We start from the raw sequence: 26321 nt of genomic DNA, 5'->3' as shown, positions 1-26321 counted from the left end.
GGCTGTTGTCCTTTCTCGGTTCCCGATGCTTTGCGCCCGATGCTCTGCGCCCGATGCTCTGCCATGTCACAGAGAGGGCCGCTTGCCAAGCGTGGGACGCCTGTATCGGACGCCGAGTCGCACACCGTTTCCGGCAGAGGCGGCAGCCTGAGGGCGGTCAAAATCGGGGCTGTCGCCTGAAATCCGCCTTATCCTGTTGACACTTGGCGAGAGGACGGTAGCTCTATCGTCATGAGCGCAAATGATCCCGCCAGCAAACGTAAAAGCCGAACCCCGCTCGAAGGGAAAATGATCCTGCTTTTCGAGGACGACGACCTGGTCCGCCGGGCCACCGAGCGGATGCTGCAGCGGCTCGGCGCCCAGGTGATGACAGGCGCCAGCAGCGGTGACGCCGTCAGGAAGCTGCGCGATGCCGACACCGCGCCATCCTGGATCATCGCCGACTATTGGTTTTCGCGCCAAGAAAACGGCCTTGCCGCGGCCAACGCCGTACGCGAGGCGCTGGGCAGCGCGGTGAGGTGCCTGGTGATCACCGGCGACAGTTCCACAGAGGTCGCAGACTCGGTCAAAAAGGCAGGCTTTGTCCTCCTTAGAAAACCGATCAACATTGATAGCTTTATCTCCGTACTTGAAGAAGACGGCTAATCGTAACGTTAAATTTAACCATCTAATACAATCTGCGAGACACGGTGCTATCAATTTGAGGTTGTTTGAGCCCAAGCTACAGCTTTTGCTGGAACAGCCGCTGGACCTGTCCGAAACATTTAAATCACCTTACGCTTAACATGGGTTAACCAAAGAAAACTTACGTTTTCTGGTTGATAACTCTGTAAAAATTAGGAGAATAACCAACCTGCGGGGTCGACAAGCTGGTAAGCGAATTCGGCTACGCAGGATTGTATCGTCTGAGAATTGCTGCACCGCATCGCATCCCGCAAGCAGCGCCGCGACACTTGAACGACAAGAGTTTAGGCAAGGTTCTCAGGCTTTCGTACGGTTAAATTAGGATTTGCTAAATCATGAAAGTTCTCTACGCCGATGACCACTGGATCACCCGCAGCGCGGCGCGGCATCTGATTGATCGTTTGGAAAGCGGCAGCGAGCTTCTGGAGGCGGCAGACTTCCGCCAGGCCCTTGATCTGGCTTCGGCAAACCCAGACCTCGACCTGATTCTCCTGGACCTGCTGATGCCGGGCATGAAGCGTTTCGAAGGCCTGCGGGCGATGCGCGAGTGCCTGCCCCAGGTGCCGGTGGTGGTGATGTCGGCGATCGAGGATCGCGACGAGATCCTGCGCTGCATCGAGGCCGGCGCCATGGGGTATATCCCGAAGTCCTCGCAGAGCGACGAAGTGGAGTCGGCCCTGCAGACGGTGTTGGCCGGCGGTGTCGCCTTTCCGCGCCGCCTGCTGGAGCAGCGCAGCCCGTCGAAAAAGCAGGCGGTCTATGCCTTCGGCAACGACAAGTCGCTGGAAGACGTCTCCGGGGCTCTCACCAAGCGTCAGCTTCAGGTTTACAAGCTCTTGGGCCAAGGCATGTCGAATGCCCAAGTAGCCGAAGCGCTGGGTCTTTCCGAACATACCGTCCGGGTCCACGTCTCGGCGATCGTCAAGCGCCTGAACCTGGACAGCCGCACCCAGGCAGCCATCAGCGCTGCCGCACAGGCGCAGGCCATGGACGAAGAGGCCGAGGCCGCCAACTTCTGATCCCCTGCCGGTCCTGCTCTCCGGCGTATTGGCCGGACGGACTGCCTAGGACGATTAATCGGCTTTGGATAACCCCGGTGGTGGGAACGATTCTGCCGGGCTCAAGCCTTGGTCCGGCCCAGGGCTACGGCCACCCTACGGCGGCGCCAAGGCAAACAGGCAGAGCGCGCGCAGGCGTGCCGGCCTGACCGGCCGCTGCAGAATGTGGACTCCGGCATCCGGCGGCGCGGCCGCGTCCGCACTGACCAGAATAACCGGCGGCACGTCTTCGCCGAGGCGGCGCAGGTTGGCAAGCAGTTCCCATCCGCCGCAATTCTCAAAAGCTTCATGGTCGGCCAGAACCAGCAGCGGCTGACGCTCGACCCCCTGCGCCAGCGCGGCCCTGGAAGCGGCGGTCAGGTGAACCGAGGCGCCCCAGAGTTCCAAATGATTGGACAGCAGAGCGGCTTCGTCCCCCTCCAACAACAGAATGTCGGCGCCGTCCAAAGGGTTGGGCGGTAAGCCTGAGTGTTGTTGTGCTACGGGAACCCGTGGCCGGCTAACATCGACGGCCCGCAAGGTGAGTGAAAAGCAGGAGCCGCTTCCAAGCCGCGAGGCCACCTCCAACTGGTCGCCGGACAAGGCCGCCAGCTTGCGGGCCAGAGTGAGGCCGACCCCCAGCCCGCGTTCGCGCGGCCGGACTTCGTTTTCCAAGCGGAAGTAGGGATCGAATACCCTGAGCCATTCGTCAGCGGCCATGCCGAGGCCGGAATCCCAAACCTCGATCCGGACCATGTCCCCCACGCACCGGCAGCCCATCAGGACCTTGCCTTCGCGGGTGAACTTTGCGGCGTTGTCCAGCAGGATGGTCAAGATCCGGCGCAGCAGGTGCGGATCGGCGCGGACCACCTGCTTGCTCTGGACCACGCGAAAGTCGAGGCCGAGCCCCTCGAAGTTCTCTGCGAAGTCCTCCTGCAGCCGTGGGAAAACCTCGTCCAGATGGACATCGGCGAGTTCCGGCACCACCAGGCCCTGACCGGCCTTTTCCAGTTCGACCAGGGAGTCGAGCCAGCGGTTGCTCAGCTTCAGCGCATAGCGCAGATCGTCGATCACCGCATCACGGTCGCGGCCGGAAATCCCCTGACTGAGTTCACCAATCAGAAGGCTGACGGCATTGAGCGGCTGACGGAGCTGATGTTCCGCCCCCAACAGCAAACTGCGCCTTGGTCCCACTCTCGCTTGATCCAACGCGGCTACTCCCTTATCGCGAATCATCATGATAAACTGATTTCCAGACAGTTTGAATCTTTCACGAACCCGTGATCCCCGATCCCCGGAGTCTCTTTCCCGGACCCTGGCCGAAACCGGCCATGATCGCTGACGACATCCAGAGCATCCAAGCACCTTAATAGGACCGAGCGCCGGCCATGAAGATTACCCAGATCGATGTTTTCCAGGTCGACCTGCCGCTGCACGAAGGCCGTTACAACTGGGCCGGCGGCAAGTCCGTCGCGGTTTTCGATTCCACCGTCGTGCGTCTGGTCTGCGACAGCGGCCTGGTCGGCCATGGCGAGGTCTGCCCCCTGGGCCCGGTTTACCTGCCCGCCTTCGCCACAGGCGTGCGCGCCGCCCTGGCCGAGCTGGCCCCGGCGCTGATCGGAACCGATCCACGCTCGATCGACGCGGTCAACGACCGCATGGACCGTCATCTGAAAGGCCAGGCCGCCGCCAAGTCAGCCTTGGATATGGCGTGCTGGGACATCCTCGGCAAGGCTTGCGACCTGCCGGTGCATCAACTGCTGGGCGGGCGCTTCGGCGAAACCGTCGCACTCTACCGCGCGATCTCCCAGGAAGATCCGGCGGCGATGGCGGCGCGGGTCGGCCAATACCGCAGCGAAGGCTATCGCCGCTTCCAGTTGAAGGTCGGGGGCGAGGCCGACGAGGACATCGAGCGCATCCGCGCCGCCGCGGCGCAACTCACCTCCGGCGACGTTCTGATCGCCGATGCCAACACCGGCTGGCTGCCGCATCAGGCGCGCCGCGTCGTTGCCGCCGTGCGCGACCTCGACATCTATATCGAGCAGCCCTGCGCCAGCTATGAGGAGTGCCTGACGGTCCGCCGCGCCTGCCGCCAACCCTTCGTGCTCGACGAGTCGATCGTCGATGTCGAGAGCTTCCTGCGCGCCCACCGCGACGGCGCCATGGACGCGATCAACATCAAACTCAGCAAGCTCGGCGGTCTTACCAGGGCGCGGCAACTGCGCGATCTCTGTGTCAGGCTGGGGATCGCCATGACCATCGAAGATTCCTGGGGCGGCGACATCACCACCGCGGCCATCGCCGCACTGGCCCACTCCACGCCGGAAGCGCTGCGTTTCACCGCCACCGACTTCAACAGCTACGTAACCCGCAGCATCGCCGAGGGCGCCCCGCAGCGCCGCGACGGCGCCATGGCCGCCAGCCTGCAGCCCGGCCTGGGTGTCACTCCGCACGACGCGGTGCTGGGCGCAGCGGTCTTTACGGCCACCTGAATTCGAGACCGCGCCTAGGCGTTCTCTGTTTTGCGGCACGGGTACGCTTCAAGGCCCGTCAATACCGCTAGTGATGCAGATAGCGGATCACGTAGCGGCTGCCTTTGACCACATACCCGCGGCCATGGCTGTCGTAACACATCACCCCGCCGATCAAGGCTTTCTGACCGTGACGATGGCCGACCTTGGTAACCTCATGACAGCCGCCGCGTGCCGCATAACCGTGACGCGGGGAATGGCCGCGGTGATGACTGTGAAGCTTGCCCTTGAGATGGCGGTGGTGGAAATGGCGGCGCTTCGCGTGATGTCCCTTATGACGCTTGAAACGGTGGCGCTTAAAGTGGCGCTTCGCGTGATGGCGTTTGAAGTGATGGCGCTTTGCATGGTGGCGCTTGAAATGATGAACCTTGACCACCCCGGCCTCACCCACCGCCGCATGGTTTAGCGGCACCGCCGACTGCAAGCCGGACGACAGGGATGCCGCCGACACAGGCGCCGACACCGCAAAGAAACTTCCAAAAACGCCGAAGGTCAGCGCCGTCGCGAGGGAAAGGGAAACTATCTTATGTTTCGTCGCTTTCATTGCCATCTCCTGGTCTCTCACTGGTCCGACCTTGCAGAGTTCTACGCAGATGAGGTGGCGGCCCATCCCTGCCGCGGCGACGAACTTTGCTTCACAAGACGGTGATGGGAGACGGAAAACGGCAGAGCTTAGGGCCTTAGCCGTTGCTGTGGCCGTTAACAGGGTCGCTGCCGACATCGGCGCGGGTGAGATGATCGCCGCCGTCCAGGCCGACCATCTGGCCGGTCATCGAGCCGGCGGCGATGAGGAACCGCAGCGCTGCCGCGACCTCCGCCAGGGCCGGGGTGTTTTGCAGCGGCAGGCGGCTGCGCCGCGCCGCAAAGTCTTCGCCGCTCTGGCCGTTTGACGGCAGGGTCGGACCCAGCCCGATGCCGTTCACGCGGACCTTCGGCGCAAGGGCCTGGGCCAGGGTCTGGGTCAGGGTCCAGAGCCCCGACTTCGAGAGGGTGTAACTCATGTAGCGCGGCGAGAGGTTCCAGACCCGCGCATCGAGCAGGTTCACCACCAGCCCCTGCGCATCTTCCGGCAGGGCGGCCGCGAAGGCCTGGGTCAGCACAAAGGGCGCCCGCAGATTGATATCGAGATGGGACTGCCAGGACTCTCTGTCGGCGGTCTCGACATCGTCGTATTCGAAGATCGAGGCATTGTTGACCAGCAGGCCGAGAGGACCGAGCGCGGCGCTCGCCTCCGCGATGAGGCCGGATGTTGCCGTCTCGTCGCGCAGATCGGCCTGCAGGGCCACCGCCTCGCCGCCGGCCTCTGCGATCTCCCGGCAGAGGGCCGCCGCTTCTTCGCCGGAGGCGCGGTAGTGCACGCCCACCTTCCACCCCTGCTGCGCCAGGTCGCGCACCAGGGCTGCGCCGATCCGCCGCGCCCCGCCGGTCACCAGCGCCGCGCGCGGCAACCGGGGATCAGGTGCCTTGTCCTGCACTTCTGTCATACCGTCTATTTGGTCATGGGGTGACAATTGCAAACTGCAGACGGGTTACTTGCCGATCATGCCGAGGAATTCCTGGCGGGTCTTGGGGTCGTTGCGGAAAGCGCCCAGCATGCGGCTGGTCACCATGGCGGTGCCGGGCTTGTGCACGCCGCGGGTGGTCATGCACTGATGGCTCGCCTCGATCACCACGGCGACGCCGTGGGGCTGCAGCACCGCCTCGATGGTATTGGCGATCTGCGCCGTCATCTTTTCCTGGATCTGCAGGCGGCGGGCATAGACCTCCACCACCCGCGCCAGCTTGGAAATGCCGACCACGCGGGTGCGCGGGAAATAGGCGACATGGGCGACGCCGATGATCGGCACCATGTGATGCTCGCAGTGGCTTTCGAAACGGATGTCGCGCAGCAGCACCATCTCGTCGTAGCCGTCGGTCTCCTCAAAGGTCCGCTGCAGCATTTCCACCGGGTCGGTCCGGTAGCCGCCGAAAAACTCCTCATAGGCCCGCACCACCCGGTCCGGGGTGCCGAGCAGGCCCTCGCGCGCCGGGTCGTCGCCGGCCCAGCGCAGCAGGGTGCGCACCGCCTCTTCCGCCTCGGCCCGGTCCGGCCGCCGCGCCGCCGAGGCCTCGCGCTCCTCGGCCAGCGCCTGGCGCACGTCCTGTACCTTACTCATCATCGATTCCTCCGCTCACATCGCAAGCCATGAGATAGGCCGCCGCGCCGCGATTCCAAGCAAGCTGAGCCGGAAAGCGCAAGGGCGGAGTGGCGAGAGCGCGGCAAAAGCCCAAGGACCCAACTGATCCGGTCGTCCCGTGTCAAGAAATGGGGTCAGGTCTTGCGTTAAGGGGGAGGGTGAACGGCCTTTGCGGTTGGTGCCCCTGGCCTGACTCGAACAGGCACTCCCTTGCGAGAAACAGATTTTGAGTCTGTCGCGTCTACCAATTCCGCCACAGGGGCCCAGCGTCGCTGCCGTCTGCGGGCCCCGGGGAACCGAAATTCTGGGGAATCGGGTTCCCGGGACCGGCGCGGCGCATCATAGCCGGGGGCGCGGCCTTGGCAACCGCTCTCTGCGGCGCGCCATGCCCCAATCGTCTTACCCTCAGCAGACATCGGCGGCGGGATTGTCGTCCTCTCGGCAAGACCCCCAACATCTTGTGGTTCGTCGGTCTACGAGGGTTGCAGGGGCCTGAAACCCGCACGCTTTTCTATGGAACTGGTTCTGGAGTCAGGCTTAAATGATCAAGTCATGCGGCAAGCGACTAGCTGATTTTCGGTCGCTTCATCTAAGCCCGTCATCGAAGCGGCGCAGCCGTGCGGCCTTATGGCGCCCGAGGTAGGGGGTGCCCGGAGGTGCTCAGGACCGCAGTTTAGCGGGGCTTGGGCGGGAGTTACGAGTGGGGAAGTTCGATGAGGGATGGACACTAGGCAGGCCGGAGGCTGGCTGACCCCTGGTGTCGTAACGGGAAGATACTGGCATCGCAACCACGCAAGATCGTGGCTGATGGGATGAGCGGCCGCCCCCGCCTTTGCGCGATCCGGCGGAACGCCCGCCACCCCCGGGGACGATCGGTGAAGCGAAACGCTTGGCTGAGGAATGAAGAAGCGCGAGACAGCGCCGTGCAACGCAGATCTCCTCACATGGCCTGCTGGACCCAAGCCCGCTGGTTGCGGCTGGAACTCTCCCGGAAAGGGTTGGAGTAGCCGTTGTGATGAATGATCATGATTTCGAGTCGCAGGAGATCACCCACCGCGAAGTGACCGCCGTGGTGAAGTGGTTCAATGTGACAAAAGGCTTTGGTTTTGTTCAATTGGACGACGGGGCGCCGGATGCTTTTTTGCACATCTCGGTGGTGGAGCGTTCCGGCAACCGCGAGTTCATGGAAGGTACGACGATCGTCTGTGACCTGATGCAGGGCCGCAAGGGTCTGCAGGTTGCGGAGATCCACCGGGTGGAATCAACGCCGGCGGCACCACCCAGCGATTTCCAGGGCGGTGGCGGCGAAACCGAGACCGTTGAGGGCACCGTCAAGTTCTTCAATGCGGAAAAGGGTTTCGGCTTTGTCATTCCGGATAACGGCAGCAAAGACGTCTTCGTTTCCGGACGTACGCTGGAGCGTTTCGGCCTGACCGCGCTGGAGCCCAATCAAAGGGTGCGTCTGCAGACCCGCATGGGCCAGAAAGGCCCCATGGCCGAGCACGTCGAACTGCTCTAGCGGGCTGCCGCAAAGCGGGCCCCGGCAAGGAGAAGCAGCGGGGAGACCGGGGAGCCTCCGGCCATCCTTCGAGACAGCCCCTTACGGGGCTGCCTCAGCATGAGGCGCTTATCACCGCGTTCAAGTCAGCCTCATGCTGAGGAGGCTTGAAAGGCCGTCTCGAAGCATGATTGAGCCGCTTTCCCGATTTCTTCGCGGGCCCGCTATTGCAGGCTGCTTTCCTCTTCTTCCGGCAGTTCGCCCGGCGGCGCGTTGCAGGGTCCGGCCTGGTGATGAACCATGCGCCAGGTTTCCGCTTCGCGCAGGAAAACATTCGTCGCGACCAGCAGGTTGGCGCCGATCAGCTCATAACAGGTCACAAAAGCGCTGTCGGCGTAGCGGTAGGCCCGGGCGCCGCGGCAAGTGATGGCCGGCGCCGAATCATTGGCGAGGATCGCCGCCCAGCTCTGCATCACCTCTTCCCGTCCGGTGATCACCGGCCAGCCCGGATGGATACAGGCCACCGGCGCCCGCTCGGCCCAAAGCCGGTCCATCGCCGCCAAATCCCGCACCTGAAAGGCGAAGTAGAAGGTGTCATTGGCAAAGAGAACGTCGGCGTGTTCCTGCATGCTTTCCCACGGGCGGCCGGTAATGAATCAAAATCCGGACATCAAAGCCGGCAGCAAGGCTAACACTTTCCCCGGCCGGTTGCCCGTGGCAAGTGACCCTGGTAAAGGGAGCGGTCTCCGGCGCCGCGGCCCGTCTCTCCAGGACGGTTCCCGCCAGGGAACGGACACCAGCAGGCAAACGGAGCGGCAATCGGTGCTGAGGCGGACCTACGATTGGACCATGGAACAGGCGGGCCACCGCCATGCGCTCTGGGTTCTGGCGGCTGTTTCCTTCACGGAGTCGTCGTTCTTTCCGATCCCGCCCGACATCCTGATGATCCCGATGATCCTGGCCGCGCCGCACCGCGCCTGGCTGATCGCCGCGGTCTGCACCCTGGCCTCCGTCGCCGGCGGGCTTGCCGGTTACGCCATCGGCGCGCTGCTGTTCGATACCATCGGCCAGCCGATCGTCGCCTTCTACGGCTACCTGGACCGCTTCGCCGAGTTCCAGCAGCAATACGAGGAATGGGGCGCCTGGATCGTCGCCGGCGCCGGCGTCACGCCCTTTCCCTACAAGGTGATCACCATCATGTCCGGCGTGATGAGTCTGGACCTGGTGGTCTTCTCCATTGCTTCGGTGCTGTCGCGCGGCCTGCGTTTCTTCATCCTGGCGGCGCTGCTGTGGAAGTTCGGGCCGCCGATCCGCGGCTTCATCGAGCGCTACCTGCCCTGGCTCGCAACCCTGTTCTTCGTGCTGCTCTTCGCCGGCTTTGTCGCGCTGCGTTATCTGTTCTAGCGGCTCGGATACGGACCTCGGCGCGCTGGGGCATAACGGCGCCCCGCCTTGGCCTGTCGGGCGGGAGCCGGTAAGCTCCCGCCTTCGCAAGTGGTCGCCGCGAAGAAAACGAAGGACCCTGGCTTAGTGACAACGCTTTCGATGCCGCGACATCCCTCCCCCCGACTGTGGCCGGCGCTGCTGGCCCTGGCCTGCCTGGGTGCCCTCGGAACCGCTTTCGCGTCCCAGTATTGGGGCGGGCTCCACCCCTGCGTTCTCTGTGTCTATCAACGCTATGCCTATGGCGTGGCGCTGGCCGCCGCGCTGGCGGCGCTGTTGCTGGCCGGGCGCCAGGGCGCACGCCGGGCCGCACTGACCGCTGCGGGTCTAGCCTTTCTGGCCGGGGCCGGCCTTTCCGCCTTCCACGTCGGCGTGGAGCAACAGTGGTGGGAAGGCCTGGATTCCTGCAGCGCGCCGGGCCTGCCGCCGGATGCCACGGTCGATGAGCTGCGTGAGCTGTTGCTGAACCAGCCTTTCGCGCCCTGCGACGCCGTGGCCTGGTCCCTGTTCGGCATTTCCATTGCCGGCTACAATCTGATCGCCTCGCTGGTGCTGGCGGCGCTGGCACTACGAGCCGGTTTCAGTGCCCGAGCCGCGGACTAAGTAAGAATCAGAAGAAACACCGGAAAGAGGCCAAGCATGACTGCAACAGACGACAGCGATCGAGAGGGCACGGGCCGGGCCGGGCCGGCGCCCGGCACCTATCTGCCCGGCGATCCCGATGATGCGGAGCGCCTTGCCCGCATGCTGCGGGTCGACCATGCCGGGGAATACGGCGCCCGGCGGATCTATGAAGGCCAGCTTGCGGTGTTGGGCCGCTCACCGGTGGCGCCGACGATCCGCCACATGCACGAGCAGGAAGCCAAGCACCTGGAAACTTTCGAGCGTCTGTTGGTCGAAAACCGGGTCCGGCCGACGGTGCTGCAGCCGGTCTGGCACATCGCCGGTTTCGCGCTCGGCGCCGCCACGGCGCTGATGGGCGAGAAGGCGGCCATGGCCTGCACCGTGGCGGTGGAAGAGGTGATCGACGAACACTATGCCGATCAGGCCGAACAGTTGGACGAGACGCAGGGCGAGTTGAAGGACACCATCGAGACCTTTCGCGCCGAGGAACTGGAGCACCGCGACATCGGCCTGGATCACGGCGCCGAAGAGGCAACCGGTTACGAAGCGCTGAGCGGCGTGGTGAAAGCCGGGTCGCGTCTGGCCATCTGGCTTTCCACCCGCATCTGAAATCCTGTCACTGCCAGCGGCGCCAGCCGGCGGAAAGTCCGCCTCAGGTTTCCAGTTCGCTGTCCCAGTAAAGAAAATCCCGCCAACTCTCATGAAGGAAATTTGGCGGGAAGGAACGGCCGTTTTCTTGGAGCTGATAGGTCGTCGGCTCCTTCACCGGTCTCATAAGGGCCATTCCCGTCTCCTCCAGCAGCCTGTTGGCCTTGACGAGGTTACAGTCCTGACAGGCCGTGACCACGTTGTCCCAGGAGGTTCGCCCGCCGCGCGAGCGCGGCACGATGTGGTCGAAGGTCAGTTCCTCCGCGGGCAGCGCATCGGCACAGTACTGACACTGAAAGTGATCGCGCAGAAACACGTTGAAGCGGGTGAAGGCCGGCCGCCGGTCCAGGCTGACGTACTGCTTCAGGGCGATGACGCTGGGCAGCTTCATTTCGAAGGTCGGCGAGCGTACGACCGTGTCGTATTCCGACACGATGTTCACTCTTTCCAGGAATACGGCTTTGATCGAATCCTGCCAGGACCAGAGCGACAGAGGGAAATAGCTCAACGGACGGAAGTCTGCGTTGAGAACGAGCGCCGGATGGGGTTGAGCGGCACCGGTCATCATCCGGTCCTTTCTCCTTCAGCTTCGTTCCATGGCTGAGTCGCCAAGCCAATAGACCACCAATAGATACTAAATGCCGGAGCCACATACAAGATATGGGGATTCACTTCCCGCAGGCTTCACCGAAGATTCACAAATGCGGCCCCGAAAACGGGACTTCAGCGAAAGATGCATAAGTCCGCCAATCCCTCGATGCCCTCTCAAAAAAATTCTGGATACTTTTAGTTTAAGCAACCCGGGACCGACCGCGGGAGACTGCCGGGCGGCCGCCAAGGTACTACCCTGAATAGCATAATCCTATTGCCTAACTACTATAATCATTAAACTATAATTCACTAACTGCTTATATAAATAAGTATTCGACGCCGCATATACGCCTGGGTCCAGCCTCTGATCGCCGCCGTATGTGTGCACAACAGAATTCGGGTGCAGAATCATGAGAGCAATGAAACTGGGTACCAGGAAATCAATGCCAATCACTGCGGGAACAGCTAGGCATCTGGGACTGTCGCGCAAAATTCCCCTGGTGATCGTCACCGCCGCCTTGGTCTCGGCTCTGGCAATCGGTCTGGCCAGCTATTTCAAGGCGGCCGACACCATCAGCGCAGAAGCCGAACGCAAGCTCAGCGCCCTGACCGAGGTGCGGGCGGCCGCTCTGAGCGGCTATCTGGCAACGATACGCCAGGACCTGCGCATTCTGGCCGGCAGCGAAACGACGCACCATGCCCTGGCGGAATTCAGCGCGGCTTGGCATCAGCTTGGCGACGATCCGGAGCGCACACTTCAGCAGCTCTACATCACCGACAATCCGCACCCGACCGGTCAGAAGGAAGAGCTCGACAGAGCCCCCGACAACTCGAGCTACAGCGCGATTCACGGCCGCCACCATCCCTGGTTCCGGCAGTTCCTGCGGGAGCGCGGCTACTACGACATCTTCCTTTTCGATGCCGAGGGGAACCTCGTCTACACGGTTTACAAGGAGCTGGACTACGCGACCAATCTGACCCAGGGCGAATATCGTGACACCGATCTCGGCAACGCCTATCGGGCAGCGATGGCCAGCACGAAAGCGGACTTCCAGGCCTTCTTCGACTTTGCACCTTATGCGCCCAGCCACGGTGCACCGGCTGCCTTCATATCAACCCCGTTGCATGACAATACCGGGAACCACGCCGGTGTGTTGGTCTTTCAGATGCCGATCGACAATATGAATGCTGTGATGCAGAACACCGCCGGCCTCGGCAAAACCGGTGAGACCTATATCGTCGGCAGCGATCTGATGATGCGCAGCGATTCGCGCTTCAGCGAGGAATCGACCATCCTGCAGAAGCGCGTCGACAGCGATGCGGTGGCCCAGGCATTGAGCGGCCAGCACGGCGTCGCCTATGAAACCAGCCCTGAGGGTAAGGACATGGTCACGGCCTATAGCTTTGTAGACTTCCTCGATGCCCGCTGGGCTCTGGTCGCGGACGCCGAAGAGGCAGAGGTCTTCGCCGGCGTTGCCCAGATGCGCAACAACTCGCTGATGCTGGGTGGTGTTGTCCTGCTGATCATCACCGCCACCGGGCTCTTCGTCGCACGCGGAATCGTGTCGCCGATCTCCGCCATGACCACAGCCATGAGGGAACTGGCCGGAGGCAACAAGACCATCGACATTCCGGCCCGCGATCGCAGCGACGAGATCGGCGAGATGGCCAAGGCCGTTGAGGTCTTCAAAGACAACGCCATCGAAGCCGAGCGTCTTGCCAAGCAGCAGGCTGATGAGGCAGAGGCGAAGGCCAAGCGGGCCCAGCAGGTGGAAGCGCTGAGCCAGAAGTTCGACGAAACCGTTTCTGTCGTCCTGAACTCCGTGGCCTCGGCGACGGTGGAGATGCGCGGCACGGCTGAATCAATGTCCACGACCGCCGGACGGACCAACGAGCGTTCGACACTGGTGTCGCAGACAGCCGACAGCGCCGCCTCCAACGTGCAGACCGTTGCCTCGGCCGCCGAGGAACTGTCCAGCTCGATCAGCGAGATCTCTTCCCAAGTCAGTCTTTCCGCTGATGTCGCCAGCCGGGCGACCGACGAAGCCGGTAAGGCCGACGAGACCGTACGCAGTCTGGCCGGCGCGGCACAGAAGATCGGCGATGTGGTGAACCTGATCCAGGACATTGCCGAACAGACCAACCTGCTGGCGCTCAACGCCACCATCGAGGCCGCCCGCGCCGGAGAATCCGGCAAGGGCTTCGCGGTGGTCGCCAACGAGGTGAAATCCCTCGCCAACCAGACCGCCAAGGCGACCGAGGAGATTTCCGCCCAGATCAACGGCATGCAGGCGGCCACCAACGAAACCGTCACGGTTATCGGCAGTGTCCAGAAGATCATCGGGGAGATCAGCCAGAACGCCACCGCCATCGCCTCTGCGGTGGAGGAGCAGAACGCGGCAACCACCGAGATTTCGCGCAACACCCAGCAGGTCGCCAACGGCATTCAGGAGGTGACGTCCAACATCGGTGAAGTGACCGAGGCGACCCAGGAAACCACCAAGGCGGCCAGCCATGTCCTGGAGGCATCCGACGAACTTTCCCAGCAGTCGGAAAAACTGCGCGGCGAGGTCAACAGCTTCCTGGAAGGACTGCGTGCAGCCTGAAGACGCAGCGGCATGGATGCAAATCCATGACCGCAGGGTGCTGCAACAAAAGGCCGGGCTCGCCCGGCCTTTTTGCCGACGACTGAGTCTCCCAAAGTGAGATCACATGTCTAGTCAAAACCGTGAAATGGTTCCGACGAGACATGGTCCACTCTAGCGGCGGCCAATCCGCAAGTCCGGGTCGGCCGCCGCCTCGGCAATGATGAAATCCAGCACCGCCCGGATCCGCGCGGTCCGGCGCAGGTCGCGGTGCGACAGCAGCCAGAGATCGATCGGCACGTCGAAGCTCTCCGGCAGCAACTGGACCAGCCGGTTGTCCTCACGCGCCATATAGTGCGGCAAAGCCATGATGCCGACCCCATTACGCAGCGCCGCAAGTTGCACGATGATCGAATTGCAGCGCAGGGCAACCTTGGCGTCTCTTGCCAGGCTTCTCAGCCGCCTTGCCTGGCGCAGATCGGCGGTCTCCCGCACCGATTCGATGATGTGATGGTCGGCCAGATCGCCCGGCGTCTCCGGCTTGCCGTGGGCCGAGAGGTAGGCGATGGAAGCGTAGAGCCCGCAGTGGACCTGGCCGATCCGCCGGCCGATCAACTGATCGGATCGCGGATTGCCGATCCGCAGGGCGATGTCCGCCTCCCGCCGCAGCAGGTCATGGGCGGAAACCCCGGTCAGCAGTTCCACCTCGATCGCCGGATAGGCGCGCTGCAGCGCCGCCAGCCGCGGTGAAACCCAGAACGTCCCCAAACCCTCGGCCGTGGCGATGCCGACACGGCCAGCAAGCGCCGTATCCGCCCCCTCGACCAGCCGTTCGATGTTGAAGGCATCGCGCTGCATGCGGGCCGCAGCCTCGACCGCGCGGCGGCCGGTCGCCGTCAGCTGATACCCCTGGTTCAAGCGGTCGAAGAGCCGCGCCTGAATGCGTTCTTCCAACTGGGCAATGCGCCGGCCCACCGTCGGCTGGGCCACCCCCAGCAGACGGGCGGCAGCCGAGAGGCTGCCGCTCTCCGCAACCGCCAGGAAATAGCGGTAATCGTCCCAATCCCGCACGCCGCCCCTCCAAACACCTGCAATCCTTAACAAGCCTATATGTTTCTGCATAGACACTATACGTAAATCGACGCTTCAAGTCGGCTGGAAAATACCTTTGTTATGGGAACGGGAGGCAATTCACCAGATTGGAGAAGGCAGATGCCCAGCCCCTACCTGACACGCCGCCTCAGAAGCTATGAGGAAGTCGACGCCGCGAAGACCGAACAGCGCGTGGAAGACCGTCAGACCATAGGGCCCTGGCAGGCTGCACTGCCTGTTGCCGGAAATGCCGGCGCGCAAGAACCGGCGACTGGGGAGTACCGAGCCGCCTGAGCGGCGGGACAGAAGGAAGCCCGCCTGAGCGGCGGTACGCGGAGGTGAAACCGCCCATCCTGGGGCGGCCATCACAACAAACCAACCAAAGCAAAAGCACGCCTGCGGTGAAAACCGGGCGCCGGCCCGAAAAGGGCCAGCGGCGACAGGCTCAGTGCGTCAGAGGGGTGACGAATGATGTATGCACGCTTGATCATGCTGACAATCAGACCGGACGATCACACCAGTGCCGAAGACTTCGCCGGCCTGCTGTCGTCGGAGATGGAGAAGCTGCCGGGCTATCAGTCCGCCACCTACTTCTGCGACAAGCGCTACGGCGAATACGCCGTTCTCTGCCTCTGGGAGGGCGAGGAAGAAGCGGTCATTGCCGGACGCCTGCTGTGTTCAAAGATCGAAGCGGCGACGGCCGGCAAGGCGATCTCGGTCCCGGCCTCGAAGCTCTACGAGGTCTTCGAACCCGCAAGCCTGAGACGGGAGCCTCAAACCCAGGATGAGCGGGAACCGGCGCCCCAGGCACAACCGGCATCGCAGCAACACTCTCAGGATCGGGGCGATCTCAGGCGCGAAGGAACGAGAGTCCAAAGCGCAAACGGGGTTTGGGGCGCCGAACTTCAGGCGCTCTGACCGGAGCGGATCAGGCCGGAGCGGATCAGGCCGGGCCGCCGTTCCCAGCGACAAGGTGGCGGTGCAGCGCCAGGACGGCGAACTCCAGTCCTTCCTGATCGATCCCATGCTGCAGGCCCGGCCGCGCGAGCACGCTGACCGGCACGCCCTTGGCCTTGAGCGCCGCCTCCGCCGCGGGCAGGGCGGGGAAAGGCACCACGGGGTCTGCTTCACCATGGATCAGGGTGACCGGCGGCCGGCTGACGAGTTCATCAGCCAGCAACGCCGGTTTCACCAGGGCGCCTGAAAACCCGATTACGGCAGCACAGGGCCGTGGCCGGCGCAGGGCCACGTGCAGCGCGGTCATGGTGCCCTGGGAAAATCCCAGCAGCGCCATCTGGTTCTCCTGCAGGCCGCGCTTGGCCAGTTCCGCATCGAGAAAGGCGTTCAGGATCGGCGCAACCTTCTGCACGCCCACCAGGATCGCCTCGTCCGAATAGTCCTGGAGACTGAACCACTGCCGCCCCATGGGTGCCATGTCGCAGGGAAAGGGGGCATGGGGCGACACGAAAGCGACGCCCGGCAGCACCGGCGCCAGCATCGGCGCCAGCGAGATCAGATCGTTGCCGTCCGCCCCCAGCCCGTGCAGCAACACAATCAGGCCAACCGCCGGCTCGCCGGATTCGGGATCATGACGCGGGCCGTCGAGTTCCAGGCCGCTTTCGGGGGATTGCATCGCGCTGTTGTCTCCTCTTGCCGGTCTGATCCCGGTCAATGGTTTGCTGCAGGTCTCCTGACCGGAGACGGATTCAGGCGCTGCGCTTGACCCCGCGGCCCAGGGCAACGCCGGGATGACGGTAGAGATGCCAGAGAAAGCGCGCCGCCGCGCTGCGGAAGGGACGCCATGGCTCGCCCAAAGTCAACATCGCCTTGCGGTCCGGGCGCTCCGCCAGGCCCTTCAGGTGCTGGGCCGCGATACAGAGCGCCAGATCGTCGACCGGCCAGACATCCGGCCGGCCGAGGGCAAAGAGCAGATAGATCTCCGCGGTCCAGGGCCCGATGCCCTTGATCCGGGTCAGGGCGGCGATTGCCGCGGCATCGTCCAGCGCCACCAGGCCGTCGATGTCGAGACCGCCGCCGACGATCTCCTCAGCCAGGATACGGCCGTAGCGCATCTTGGGCCGGCTGAAGCCGACCGCTTTCAGGTCGTCTTCGTTAAGGCGCAGAAACTCTTCGGCCGTCAGCGGGTCGGCTTTCTCCTCCAGGCGGGTCACGATGGCGCGGGCCGACTGCACCGAGACCTGCTGGCCGGCAATCATGCGGATCAGGCCGGCAAAGCCCGGTTCGCTGCTGCGCTCCGGCGGCAGGCCGCAGCGTGCATAGGCCGCCGCCATGTCTGCATCGCACTGCGCCAGTGCTTCCATGGCCGGGCGCAACCGCTCGTCGGGGGGCGGCCCCTGCTCTGCTTCGGGCGCTTGCGTTGCTTCTTGTTTTGGGATCATGGCTGGACTTTAGCGCCCTAAAGCCTTAGGGCCAATCGCATGACCGCTGAAAATGTATCTCCGGCCGAAAGCGCATCTCCGGGCAAAAACTCATCCCGGGCCGAAATCACGCGCTTTGCGCCCTCGCCCAGCGGCTATCTGCATCTGGGCCATGCCTACTCGGCGCTGTTCACCGCCCATGCCGCAGAGGCGCGTGGCGGCCGCTTCCTGCTGCGCATCGACGATATCGACATCGAGCGCGCGCGACCCGCGTTCGAGGCCGCCATCTTCGAAGACCTCGCCTGGCTCGGCCTCAGTTGGGCACAGCCCTTGCGCCGCCAGTCCGAATGCCAAGGCGACTATGCCCTGGCGGTCGAACGCCTGCAGGCAGGCGGCGTAATCTATCCCTGTTTCTGCACCCGCAAGGACATCGCTGCGGAAATCGCCCGCGCCGGCGCCGCCCCGCACGGCCCCGGCGAGACGGTCTACCCCGGCACTTGCCGGGCACTGGACGCGGACACGCGCGCCCGGCGCATTGCCGCCGGCGAGGCCCATGCCCTTCGCCTCGATACCGAGAAAGCGCTGGCCATGGCGGAAGCCGAACAGGGCGCGCGCCTCACCTGGCACGACCGGACACGCGGCACCCAAACCTGCGACCCCCGGCCCCAGGGCGATGTGGTGATCACCCGCAAGGACGTCGCGGCAAGCTATCATCTGTCGGTGGTGGTCGACGACGCGGCCCAGGGAATCACCCTGGTGACCCGCGGCGAAGACCTCTTCGAAGCCAGCCATGTTCACCGCCTGCTGCAGCACCTGCTGGACCTGCCGGTGCCGGACTATCATCATCACCGTCTGCTGACCGACGAAAACGGCAAGCGCCTGGCCAAACGCCACGACGCTCTTTCGATCCGCAGCCTGCGCGCCGCCGGCCACAGCGCCGAAGCAGTGATCGCCATGACCGGCCTGCCGGAGGAGATCGGTTCAGCCGGTTGATTTGAGGAACAACAGCAATGGACGACTCTGTGAGCAAGATAGACGACACGGGGAGCAAGATGGACGACGGGCGCAGCTTTGCCGATTTCTTCGCCGAGGAGATCGCGCCGGGGCTGCCGGAACTGGAAGAAGCCCGTAAGGAACGGCTGCGCGCAAGCTATACACGGGCCGCCGGCCTTGCTTTTGTCATCGCCGTTGTTGCAGGCATCGCCGTCGCCTGGAGCGGCCAGATCCTCTTGGCCGTTCTGGTCGCCGTCACCGGTTTGCTGGCCGGATTCTACTTCGTGCGGGCGCCGGGCCGAAAACACCGCTCGGCTCTGCGGGACCTGGTGGTGGAACCGCTGCGCCGTTTCCTTGGGGGCATCGAATATCACCGCGACCCGGGCAAAGGCTTCGAGTTGTCGCGTTTCACAAGCAGCGGCGTGATCACCGGCTTCAACCGGGCAAAGCTCGAGGACCTGATTGTCGGCCGCTACCGCGATACGGACTTTCGCATGGTCGAGGCGCGGCTCAGACAGAGCCGGCGCAGCAGCGGCAAGCGCAAGAGCCGCAAGGTCTTCAGCGGCCTACTCTGCGAGATCTCAGTGCCGCGCGCATTCTCCTGCAGTGTGCTCCTGGTCGCCGACAAAGGCAGCCTGGGCAACTGGGCGGTCGATTTGCTGCGCGACAAACTGACAAATCTCTCGCCGGTACCGCTGGATCACGAGGCTTTCGAAGAGCGCTATCAGGTCTACAGCGATCAACCGGATGAAGCCCTTGTCCTGCTGCAGCCTGCGTTTCTCGATTCGCTGCTGGCCATCACCAACATGGTGGGCCGGAAAGCGCTCAACTGCGCCTTCATGGACGGACGCTTCCTGATCGCCATTCCGCAGGACCGCAATCTCTTCGAGATCGGGCGGCTGCACCGCTCCCTGGACCACGCCGAAGAGGACGTCCGCCGTCTTGCCGCCGAGTTCACCCTGCCCCACAGGCTGATCGATACCCTGCACGGCGAGCGCCCGGCACTGGGGCTTTAGGCACTCAGTTCCCAGTCCTTTCGGTCTAATGTCTGCCGGGCTCAGTCCTGCTGGCGGGCGTCGGTCAGGGCCGCAAGCTGGTTAGCGGCCTCCCGTAGCACCGGGATATGGGCCTTCGCATCGTCGAGTGACATGCGCAGACGCGGCGCGTGCACCGCGAGCGTGGCAAAAAGCCGGCCTTCGGAGTCGTTGACCGGCACCGCAACCGCGACCATGCCGTCGAGGAACTCCTCATCATCCGTGCCGATCTTGTCGGCTCGTATGCGATCCAAAGCGCCATTCAACAGCGTGACATCGGTGATGGTGTTCGGTGTCCTGGCAGCCAGGCTGAGATTGGTCAGCAAGGTATTGCGCGCCGTCTTGGGCAGGCTGCTCAGGTAAAGCTTCCCGCTGGCGGTGCAATGGAATGGCACCATGGTGCCGACCGGCAGCTGAATACGCAGTGGCCACTTGGTCTCGACGCGGTCGAGATAAAGCATGCCTTCGCGATCGGGCAAGGTGATGTTACAGGTCTCGCCGATCTTCTCGGCCAGCGCATTGAGCACGGAGAGGCGGGCGGTGCGGACACGAAGCGACGAGAGAACGTTGGTCGAGAGCTTTCTCAGCCGGCTGCCGGGGGTGTAGGAACGCCCGTCGACATCGCGCTGCAGAAAACCCTCCGCTTCGAGCGTGGCAAAAAGGCGGTGAATTGTCGGCTTCGGCAAGCCCAACTGAGCGTTCAGCTCAGTCGGGGTTATCGGTATGCCAACCCGGGAAATCTCCTCCAGAATCAAGAGCAGGCGAAGGTTGGTCGGGATCGTATCGTTCTTCGTATTCAACTCCACGACTTTCACCGAGACGCCTCCCCGTCACCCCCGGTTCGGCAACAAGAACGTTGCCAGCTCCGGCGTCAGTGCGACGACGATCCAGACAGCGATCAAGGAACCCAGGTAGGGCAGAATGAACTTCAACAATCGGAAATAGGGAACGCCGGTCACGCCGCTTGCAACATAGAGATTCAATCCATAGGGCGGCGTTACAAAGCCGATCGAAGCGCCGACCAGGAAGATCACCGAGAAGTGGATGGGGTCGATGCCAACCGAAGCGGCAATCGGCGCCAGAATCGGCGCCAGGATAATGGTCACCGGCAGACTCTCGAGAATCATCCCGGAGACGAAGACGATCGCCATTGCCGTGAACAGCACCGCGTGATAGCCGCCCATGCCGGTCACGAAATCACCGATGACCTGCTGCGCACCCAGCAATGAGAGAATCTGCTGCATCACCACGGAGACGGCGATCAAGGGCGCGAGAATGCCGGTGATCTGCGCCGAGCGCATGGTGATCGAAGGGATCTCGGTCAGCTTGAACCCTTCGACGACAAGCATCTCGCTGTAGCCTTTTTCCGCGACCGGGCGGTCCGGATCCATCGAGCCCATGAGCCGATAGAGCGGCAACGAGACCACGCCGACGATGATGCAGAAGCCGACGGTGACGCCGGCCGCTTCGGTCGGTGAGAACTTGCCGGTGTAGATGCCCCAGAGAACCAGTCCGATGGCAAAGAACCCGAGCCAGGCGCCGAAAGCGGTTTTCAGAACACGGCTCACCTGCAGTTGGATCAGGTGTCCCCAGCCGTTGATCCGGCAGATGATCCAGCAGGCCAACTGCATGCCGATAACCATCATCGCACCGGGAATGATGCCGGCCACGAAGAGATCCGAAATCGGCAGGTTCATCAGGAAGCCGTAGACGATGAAGATGATCGACGGCGGGATGATGATACCCACCGTGCCGCCGGCGGCAGCGGTTGCCGCTGAGAAGCGCTCGTCATAACCGCCCTTGACCATCTCGGGGTGCAGCATCGAACCGATGGTCGCCGTGGTGGCGGAGTTCGAGCCGGAGATCGCCGCAAAGAGGCCGCAGGCGCCGATGCTGGCCATGGCCAGACCGCCGCGCAGCCAGCCGAGACAGGAATAGGCGAAGTCAGACAGTCTTCGGGCGATACCGGACTTGTTGATCAGATCGCCGGTGAGAATGAAAAGCGGCATCGCCAGCAGCGCGAAACCGTCGGTAAAGACGTCGGACAAAGCCGCGCCGATGTTGTCCAGCGTCATGCCCAGCACAAAGCTGCAGCCGATCACCCAATAGGCGATCACCAGGAAGACCGGCACCCCGAACATGAAGAGCAGCGTTACGCCGATGGAGATGAGGGTGACCCAGGTTCCGTCAGTCATCTTGCTCTCCTCAATCCCCGCCGATGACGGCTTGTTCGATCAGCGGCGCGCCGGAGCGATAGTTGCCGATGTCCTCCAGCAGGTTTTCCAGCACCCGCGCCGCCATCAGAATGAAACTGATGGGAACGGTAATGAGGAACCACCATTGAAGCACATCATCGGTGCCGAGCAGGATCTGGAAGTTGGCGGCCGAATTGGCGGCAACCTTCGTCGAGGTGACGACAACGATCCAGCAAAGCACCAGCCAGAGCAAGGCATCGAGGGCGAGGCAGAACATCTGGCCACTGCGCGGCAGGTTCATGCGGAACTCGTTGAAGGCCAGATGGGTCCGCAGACGCACGTTATAGGAACACCCGAACCAGGTCATGATCAGAAAGAGGAAAGGCGGCAGTGTGGTCGACCAGGGCACCTGTTCGTTCAGGATGAAACGCCGGAACACCTCGACGAAGATGATCGCGCCGATAATCAGATAGGTCCAGACCATCACGCTGCGTTCCAGGTGGCGATCGATGAGCGGTACGTAGCGGTAAACGGCCAGAACGGCGCCGCCGCCGATCAAGGTCACGAAGAAGCCCAGCAACCAGACGCCGTTGCCGCGCATCGCCTGGCTGATCATCCAGGCATCATTCGAGAAAACTGCGCTGATAATCTCGCCGGATTCGGCAAAAAGGGTCCCCATCTGGCTTTCCTCCCGCGGAGCCGGTTCGAGCCGGCTTCCTGCTCTTTGTTATAACGAGGCGACTCCCCCCGGAGTCGCCTCGTTATCTTTGCCGATAATCAGGCAGAACGCCACCAGCGTCGCGGCTCGACATTCTCCGCCTTCATATCGGCGGGGATTTCGCGGGCAACGTTGTAGATATCGGTGTAGGTATCGATGCCACCGGACCAGTTGTTGAGACGCTCGCGCCACTGCGCCCAGGGCTCGGGATTGTACTCCGGCGAGCACATCTCTTCGGCCATCTTGATCTGGTCGTCCGCCAGGAAGGCTACGCGGACATCGTTCTGGGCGAAGATGGTATCGGGAAGCTGCGGGTCGGAGTAACCGACCGTGTTGACCAGGGCCGCCTCGTTGGCCGCCTGCACATGGACCTGTGTCAGATAGGCCGCTTCCATCACCGCGTCCTGCAGGTGCGGCTCCAGCCCATCGAAAACCTTGGCCGACATGGCGGTATGTTCGGTGCCGCAGAAGAACTTCAGGTCGACCGACTGCGAAACCACCGGCGACATGTTGGCATAAGCAACCGCCGAAGCCCAGGTCTCGGCGCCGTCAATGAGGCCCTGCTTCAATCCGTCCAGCGTCTCTTCCCAGGCAACCGGAACCGGGTTGAGGTTGAGAAGCTGCATCGCGATACGGCCGAGCTGCGTGCCCGTGACGCGATTCTTGGTGCCGAACAGCTCTTCCAGCTTGGTGACCGTCGGCTTTTCCTGCGCCTGGAGGCCCAGCTGGATGCCGCGCAATTCGGCGTGGGAGAACAGGAACTTCAGGCCGTGACGCTTCTCGAAGGGGTCACGCAGGATCCTCTGACTCTCCGGGCTGTAGAGGAAGTAGTACTGCGAGGCCCGGCTCGGGAACATGTAGGCGTAGTCGAGGACGTTCAGGTAGGGCGCACCGCCGGCCGAATTCTGGGTCGAGGCGGCATACATGTCGACGATGCCAAGCTGCGCCTTTTCAACACAGTTGAGCTGGCCGCAGATCTGGTTGTCGCCGATGAACTCGACGCGGATCTCGCCTTCGGTGCGTTCTTCCAGATCGCGTGCGAACTCCAACACGCCGGCGCGCTCGATCAGCAGATTGCGGGGGTTGAAGCCAGCAGCGCCGAGTTTCAGCGTGTGTTTGGCTTCCTTGGCGAAGCGCTTGTTGTAGGTCGATTCAGCGGCCTTGGCCAAAGAAGCGACGCTGACCGCGCCACCGAGGGTGCCGGCCGCAAACAGAGTTGAGCTAAGCCCGAACTGGCCAGTGAGCTTGAACAGATCGCGTCGCGATATGCGACTAAGCGCCTCAGAAACCTTCATTTTTTCCTCCCTATTTAGTTTTATTAGAAAATGAGACTTGTAGTCTCAAAAAAAGCATCCTACGATGAATATATCAAAAAGTAAAATCGGTATCTTGGGAGAATGCACACTAAATGGTTGCGTTGGAAGCCGATTATATCGTGGTAGGGGCCGGCTCGGCGGGTTGCGTTCTTGCAAACCGGCTGAGCGCCGATCCCAAGAACCGCGTCGTCCTTCTGGAAGCCGGCGGCCGCGATATCAATCCCTGGATCCATATCCCGGTCGGCTACTTCAAGACCATGCATAACCCCAGCGTCGACTGGTGCTATATGACCGAGCCGGACCCGGGTCTGAACGGCCGCCGTCTCGACTGGCCGCGCGGCAAGGTGCTGGGCGGCTCCTCCTCGCTGAACGGTCTGCTCTATGTGCGCGGCCAGGCGCAGGACTACGACCGCTGGCGCCAGATGGGCAATCCGGGATGGAGCTGGGACGACGTGCTGCCGCTGTTCAAGCGCGCCGAAGACCAGGAGCGCGGCGCCGACGACTATCACGGCACCGGCGGCCCGCTCACGGTTTCCAACATGCGGCTGAAGCGGCCGATCTGCGATTCCTGGGTCGCCGCAGCGCAGAACGAAGGCTATCCCTTCAACACCGACTACAACGGCGCCGAGCAGGAGGGCGTCGGCTACTTCCAACTGACCGCCCGCAAGGGCCGCCGCTGTTCGGCGGCGGTTGCCTACCTCAACCCGGTGAAGAAGCGGGAGAACCTGCAGATCATCACCCGGGCCCACACCACCCGGATCGTCTTTGAAGGCAAGCGGGCGGTCGGCGTCGCCTATCGCAACAAAGCGGGCAGCGAACAGGTGGTGCGGGCGAAGGGCGAGATCATCCTGTCCTCCGGCGCCATCGGCTCTCCGCAGATCCTCATGCTCTCCGGGATCGGCGAGGCAAGCCAGTTGAAGGACAACGGCATCGACGTGCTGGCCGAGTTGCCGGGAGTGGGGAAGAACCTGCAGGACCACCTGCAGGCGCGGCTTGTCTACAAGTGCAACGAGCCGACACTGAACGATGAGGTGCGCAGCCTTTACAACAAGATGCGCATCGGCCTGAAGTACCTGATGTTCCGCGCCGGCCCGATGACTATGGCCGCCAGCCTCGCCACCGGTTTCCTGAAGACCCGGCCCGAACTGGAGACCCCGGACATCCAGTTTCATATCCAGCCCTGGTCGGCCGACAGCCCGGGCGAAGGCGTGCACCCCTTCTCCGCCTTCACCATGTCGGTCTGCCAGTTGCGGCCCGAAAGCCGTGGGGAAATCCGGCTGAAAGACAATCAGGCCGCGACCTATCCGACGATCCATCCGAATTACCTGGCGACGGAGACGGACCGGCAGACCATTGTCGAAGGCGTCAAGGTCGCACGGCGCATCGCAAAGCAGGCGCCGCTATCCAGCAAGATCGCCAGCAGCCACAGTCCGGCTTCAGGGGTCGAGGGCGACGAGGCTCTGCTGAAATGGGTGCGCGACACGGCGACGACGATCTATCACCCGACCGGCACCTGCAAAATGGGCCCGGACCCGCAAGCCGTCGTCGATGCCCGGTTGCGGGTGCATGGGGTTCAGGGGCTTCGGGTCGCCGACTGCTCGATCATGCCGGAGATCGTCTCCGGCAACACCAATGCCCCGGCCATCATGATCGGCGAGAAGGCCAGCGACCTGGTGCTGGCCGACGCGCGCGCCTAGAAACCGTCTGAGAGACTTTCGACGATGGCCTGATACGCCGGCTCGTCGTCGGGCGTCAGAATGCCGTGACGCAGCGCAAAGTCGATAATCACCAGAGCGACGTTGAATTTGAAGTCTTCGGTCTCGCGCAGATGCCGAAGTACTTTGTCCATCGGCCAGAGGAAAAACGCCTCGACCTCATCGTCGCCGGGCCGCGGCACGAAGTCCGCCGGCAGGGCGAGATCGTAGCAGAACAGGACATCGTTGCGCCGGCCCTCCGGCATCGCACAGAGGTAGCGCAAGGCCCCCACGGGCTTCGCGCGCCCGGCCAGTTCCGGCGGGATACTGGCTTCCTCGCCCGCTTCCTTGATCACGTTCTCTCGCAGGCTGAGGCCGAAGGGCTGGCCGCCGGCGACCAGATGATCGAGCTTGCCCGGCGCCAGGGTCTTGTGTTTGGAGCGCCGGCCGACCCAAAGCTGCAGCCCTTGCGATGATTCGACATAGCCGTTCACATGAACGCCGTAGGCCGGCAGCCCCAGCAGCGGCACCGCCGCCCGTTCCATCCTGAACAGAACCTTTTCGCCCCAGCGTCGGCTGACGCCGTAGTCCTCATTGCGCCAGCGCGGAATCTCGCCTTGTTGATGCAGGTCCCACATCACCTCTTGTAGAACGGCGCTGCGCGTTTCGAAATCGCCATAGCGTGCCGGCAGCACAACGGCATCGTCCGAAACATCGAAGACCTTCGGAAAGTCGCGCAGGCGGCGGGCAAAGTCTGCGGCGACCCAGCCGAGCGGCCGGTCCGCCGGTATCCCGGCTTCGCCCTCCAGCACGAAGGGCCGGACATCCTCCGGCGCCCAGACATGGCAGGCGCGAATACGATCCAAATAGCTCATGGCGCGGACCCTAATCGCCGACACAAAAGAACGCCACGTCTTTCGTAAAGCCGTCCGGCAACACCCGCAGCGGAACGGCAAAACCCTTGCCTGCGCGCGGCCGGCGCACCACATCCCCTGGGCCGGATGCAACCGCACGCCGTTAAGCGTTCGCTAAAGTGACGCAGCAAGATGCGCCAACCGGGCCGCGCCAAAAAAACAAACATCC

The 26321-nt window shown here is 63.2% G+C and carries 27 protein-coding genes and 1 tRNA gene; 13 read left to right on the top strand and 15 right to left on the bottom strand.

The window, feature by feature from the left end; all coding sequences use genetic code 11:
• Positions 1-288: 288 nt before the first annotated feature.
• Both ACP146_RS01495 and ACP146_RS01490 read left to right on the top strand, forming a co-directional pair.
• Complete coding sequence (locus tag ACP146_RS01495) at positions 289-645, top strand: response regulator (RefSeq protein ID WP_422364994.1); 357 nt, start codon at positions 289-291, stop codon at positions 643-645.
• Between the two features lie 374 nt (positions 646-1019).
• Entirely contained in the window at positions 1020-1703 is a 684-nt protein-coding gene (locus ACP146_RS01490) for a response regulator (protein ID WP_422364993.1), read from the top strand.
• A 135-nt stretch (positions 1704-1838) separates the two neighbouring features.
• Here ACP146_RS01490 and ACP146_RS01485 read toward each other — a convergent pair whose 3' ends face one another.
• Positions 1839-2930, bottom strand: coding sequence for an ATP-binding protein (locus ACP146_RS01485; RefSeq protein WP_422364992.1), 1092 nt, complete (start codon positions 2928-2930; stop codon positions 1839-1841).
• 179 nt (positions 2931-3109) lie between these two features.
• On the opposite strand from ACP146_RS01485, the gene ACP146_RS01480 reads away from it, so the two are divergent.
• Positions 3110-4213, top strand: a complete 1104-nt coding sequence (locus tag ACP146_RS01480; RefSeq protein ID WP_422364991.1) for a cis-3-hydroxy-L-proline dehydratase — start codon at positions 3110-3112, stop codon at positions 4211-4213.
• A gap of 67 nt (positions 4214-4280) precedes the next feature.
• Here the strand turns inward: ACP146_RS01480 and ACP146_RS01475 are convergent, their stop codons facing one another.
• The 4 genes from ACP146_RS01475 to ACP146_RS01460 all read right to left on the bottom strand — a co-directional run bounded on the left by ACP146_RS01475 (position 4281) and on the right by ACP146_RS01460 (position 6692).
• Entirely contained in the window at positions 4281-4796 is a 516-nt protein-coding gene (locus tag ACP146_RS01475; RefSeq protein WP_422364990.1) for a hypothetical protein, read from the bottom strand.
• A 136-nt stretch (positions 4797-4932) separates the two neighbouring features.
• On the bottom strand, positions 4933-5736 hold the full coding sequence (locus ACP146_RS01470; protein ID WP_422364989.1) for an SDR family oxidoreductase: 804 nt from the start codon (positions 5734-5736) through the stop codon (positions 4933-4935).
• A gap of 45 nt (positions 5737-5781) precedes the next feature.
• Positions 5782-6411, bottom strand: a complete 630-nt coding sequence (folE, locus tag ACP146_RS01465; protein ID WP_425032145.1) for a GTP cyclohydrolase I FolE — start codon at positions 6409-6411, stop codon at positions 5782-5784.
• A gap of 194 nt (positions 6412-6605) precedes the next feature.
• Positions 6606-6692: transfer RNA gene (locus ACP146_RS01460), tRNA-Leu, on the bottom strand.
• A gap of 752 nt (positions 6693-7444) precedes the next feature.
• Between ACP146_RS01460 and ACP146_RS01455 the strand changes: the two genes are divergently transcribed.
• Positions 7445-7948 (top strand): cold-shock protein, encoded by a 504-nt coding sequence (locus ACP146_RS01455; RefSeq protein ID WP_422364987.1) that lies wholly within the window; start codon positions 7445-7447, stop codon positions 7946-7948.
• Between the two features lie 203 nt (positions 7949-8151).
• Here the strand turns inward: ACP146_RS01455 and ACP146_RS01450 are convergent, their stop codons facing one another.
• Positions 8152-8556 carry a nuclear transport factor 2 family protein gene (locus ACP146_RS01450; protein WP_422364986.1) on the bottom strand — a complete coding sequence of 135 codons (405 nt, stop codon included), beginning with the start codon at positions 8554-8556 and terminating at the stop codon, positions 8152-8154.
• 193 nt (positions 8557-8749) lie between these two features.
• Here ACP146_RS01450 and ACP146_RS01445 point away from each other — a divergent pair, with 193 nt between their 5' ends.
• From ACP146_RS01445 to ACP146_RS01435, 3 genes are all read left to right on the top strand, one after another.
• The gene (locus ACP146_RS01445) at positions 8750-9331 is read left to right on the top strand and encodes a YqaA family protein (RefSeq protein WP_422364985.1); all 582 of its coding nucleotides are present in this window, start codon (positions 8750-8752) and stop codon (positions 9329-9331) included.
• Positions 9332-9457: 126 nt separating this feature from the next.
• Positions 9458-9973, top strand: a complete 516-nt coding sequence (locus ACP146_RS01440) for a disulfide bond formation protein B (protein WP_422364984.1) — start codon at positions 9458-9460, stop codon at positions 9971-9973.
• 36 nt (positions 9974-10009) lie between these two features.
• Positions 10010-10603: a demethoxyubiquinone hydroxylase family protein gene (locus tag ACP146_RS01435; protein WP_422364983.1), complete on the top strand. Its 594-nt coding sequence runs from the start codon at positions 10010-10012 to the stop codon at positions 10601-10603.
• A 43-nt stretch (positions 10604-10646) separates the two neighbouring features.
• On the opposite strand, the gene ACP146_RS01430 is transcribed toward ACP146_RS01435, so the two are convergent.
• A complete protein-coding gene (locus ACP146_RS01430; RefSeq protein ID WP_422364982.1) occupies positions 10647-11207 on the bottom strand; it encodes an HNH endonuclease in 561 nt (186 codons plus the stop codon).
• A 469-nt stretch (positions 11208-11676) separates the two neighbouring features.
• Between ACP146_RS01430 and ACP146_RS01425 the strand changes: the two genes are divergently transcribed.
• Positions 11677-13839 carry a methyl-accepting chemotaxis protein gene (locus ACP146_RS01425; RefSeq protein WP_422364981.1) on the top strand — a complete coding sequence of 721 codons (2163 nt, stop codon included), beginning with the start codon at positions 11677-11679 and terminating at the stop codon, positions 13837-13839.
• A 153-nt stretch (positions 13840-13992) separates the two neighbouring features.
• Here the strand turns inward: ACP146_RS01425 and ACP146_RS01420 are convergent, their stop codons facing one another.
• Positions 13993-14889: a LysR family transcriptional regulator gene (locus ACP146_RS01420; protein ID WP_422364980.1), complete on the bottom strand. Its 897-nt coding sequence runs from the start codon at positions 14887-14889 to the stop codon at positions 13993-13995.
• A 141-nt stretch (positions 14890-15030) separates the two neighbouring features.
• On the opposite strand from ACP146_RS01420, the gene ACP146_RS01415 reads away from it, so the two are divergent.
• Together ACP146_RS01415 and ACP146_RS01410 are read left to right on the top strand one after the other, a co-directional pair.
• Complete coding sequence (locus ACP146_RS01415) at positions 15031-15204, top strand: hypothetical protein (protein ID WP_422364979.1); 174 nt, start codon at positions 15031-15033, stop codon at positions 15202-15204.
• A 174-nt stretch (positions 15205-15378) separates the two neighbouring features.
• Complete coding sequence (locus tag ACP146_RS01410; protein WP_422364978.1) at positions 15379-15828, top strand: hypothetical protein; 450 nt, start codon at positions 15379-15381, stop codon at positions 15826-15828.
• Positions 15829-15853: 25 nt separating this feature from the next.
• Here ACP146_RS01410 and ACP146_RS01405 read toward each other — a convergent pair whose 3' ends face one another.
• The gene (locus ACP146_RS01405; RefSeq protein ID WP_422364977.1) at positions 15854-16543 is read right to left on the bottom strand and encodes an alpha/beta hydrolase; all 690 of its coding nucleotides are present in this window, start codon (positions 16541-16543) and stop codon (positions 15854-15856) included.
• Between the two features lie 73 nt (positions 16544-16616).
• Positions 16617-17309 (bottom strand): DNA-3-methyladenine glycosylase family protein, encoded by a 693-nt coding sequence (locus ACP146_RS01400; protein ID WP_422364976.1) that lies wholly within the window; start codon positions 17307-17309, stop codon positions 16617-16619.
• 39 nt (positions 17310-17348) lie between these two features.
• Between ACP146_RS01400 and gluQRS the strand changes: the two genes are divergently transcribed.
• Positions 17349-18281, top strand: coding sequence for a tRNA glutamyl-Q(34) synthetase GluQRS (gene gluQRS / locus ACP146_RS01395; RefSeq protein WP_422364975.1), 933 nt, complete (start codon positions 17349-17351; stop codon positions 18279-18281).
• Positions 18282-18298: 17 nt separating this feature from the next.
• Positions 18299-19297, top strand: coding sequence for a DUF3137 domain-containing protein (locus ACP146_RS01390; RefSeq protein ID WP_422364974.1), 999 nt, complete (start codon positions 18299-18301; stop codon positions 19295-19297).
• Between the two features lie 41 nt (positions 19298-19338).
• Here ACP146_RS01390 and ACP146_RS01385 read toward each other — a convergent pair whose 3' ends face one another.
• From ACP146_RS01385 to ACP146_RS01370, 4 genes are all read right to left on the bottom strand, one after another.
• Positions 19339-20130, bottom strand: coding sequence for an IclR family transcriptional regulator (locus ACP146_RS01385; RefSeq protein WP_422364973.1), 792 nt, complete (start codon positions 20128-20130; stop codon positions 19339-19341).
• A 15-nt stretch (positions 20131-20145) separates the two neighbouring features.
• Positions 20146-21510 (bottom strand): TRAP transporter large permease, encoded by a 1365-nt coding sequence (locus ACP146_RS01380; RefSeq protein WP_422364972.1) that lies wholly within the window; start codon positions 21508-21510, stop codon positions 20146-20148.
• Positions 21511-21520: 10 nt separating this feature from the next.
• Positions 21521-22189, bottom strand: a complete 669-nt coding sequence (locus ACP146_RS01375; RefSeq protein ID WP_422364971.1) for a TRAP transporter small permease — start codon at positions 22187-22189, stop codon at positions 21521-21523.
• A 98-nt stretch (positions 22190-22287) separates the two neighbouring features.
• On the bottom strand, positions 22288-23523 hold the full coding sequence (locus tag ACP146_RS01370) for a TRAP transporter substrate-binding protein (RefSeq protein ID WP_422364970.1): 1236 nt from the start codon (positions 23521-23523) through the stop codon (positions 22288-22290).
• A 113-nt stretch (positions 23524-23636) separates the two neighbouring features.
• Between ACP146_RS01370 and ACP146_RS01365 the strand changes: the two genes are divergently transcribed.
• On the top strand, positions 23637-25241 hold the full coding sequence (locus ACP146_RS01365) for a GMC family oxidoreductase (RefSeq protein WP_422364969.1): 1605 nt from the start codon (positions 23637-23639) through the stop codon (positions 25239-25241).
• Here the strand turns inward: ACP146_RS01365 and ACP146_RS01360 are convergent.
• Positions 25238-26113, bottom strand: a complete 876-nt coding sequence (locus ACP146_RS01360) for a DUF4743 domain-containing protein (RefSeq protein WP_422364968.1) — start codon at positions 26111-26113, stop codon at positions 25238-25240. The genes ACP146_RS01365 and ACP146_RS01360 overlap by 4 nt on opposite strands.
• Positions 26114-26321: the final 208 nt, after the last annotated feature.

Source organism: Pelagibius sp. (assembly GCF_965249265.1).
GTDB lineage: Bacteria > Pseudomonadota > Alphaproteobacteria > Kiloniellales > Kiloniellaceae > Pelagibius.
Note: the sequence above shows the minus strand (reverse complement) of the source record. Positions and strands in the feature narration are given on the sequence as shown.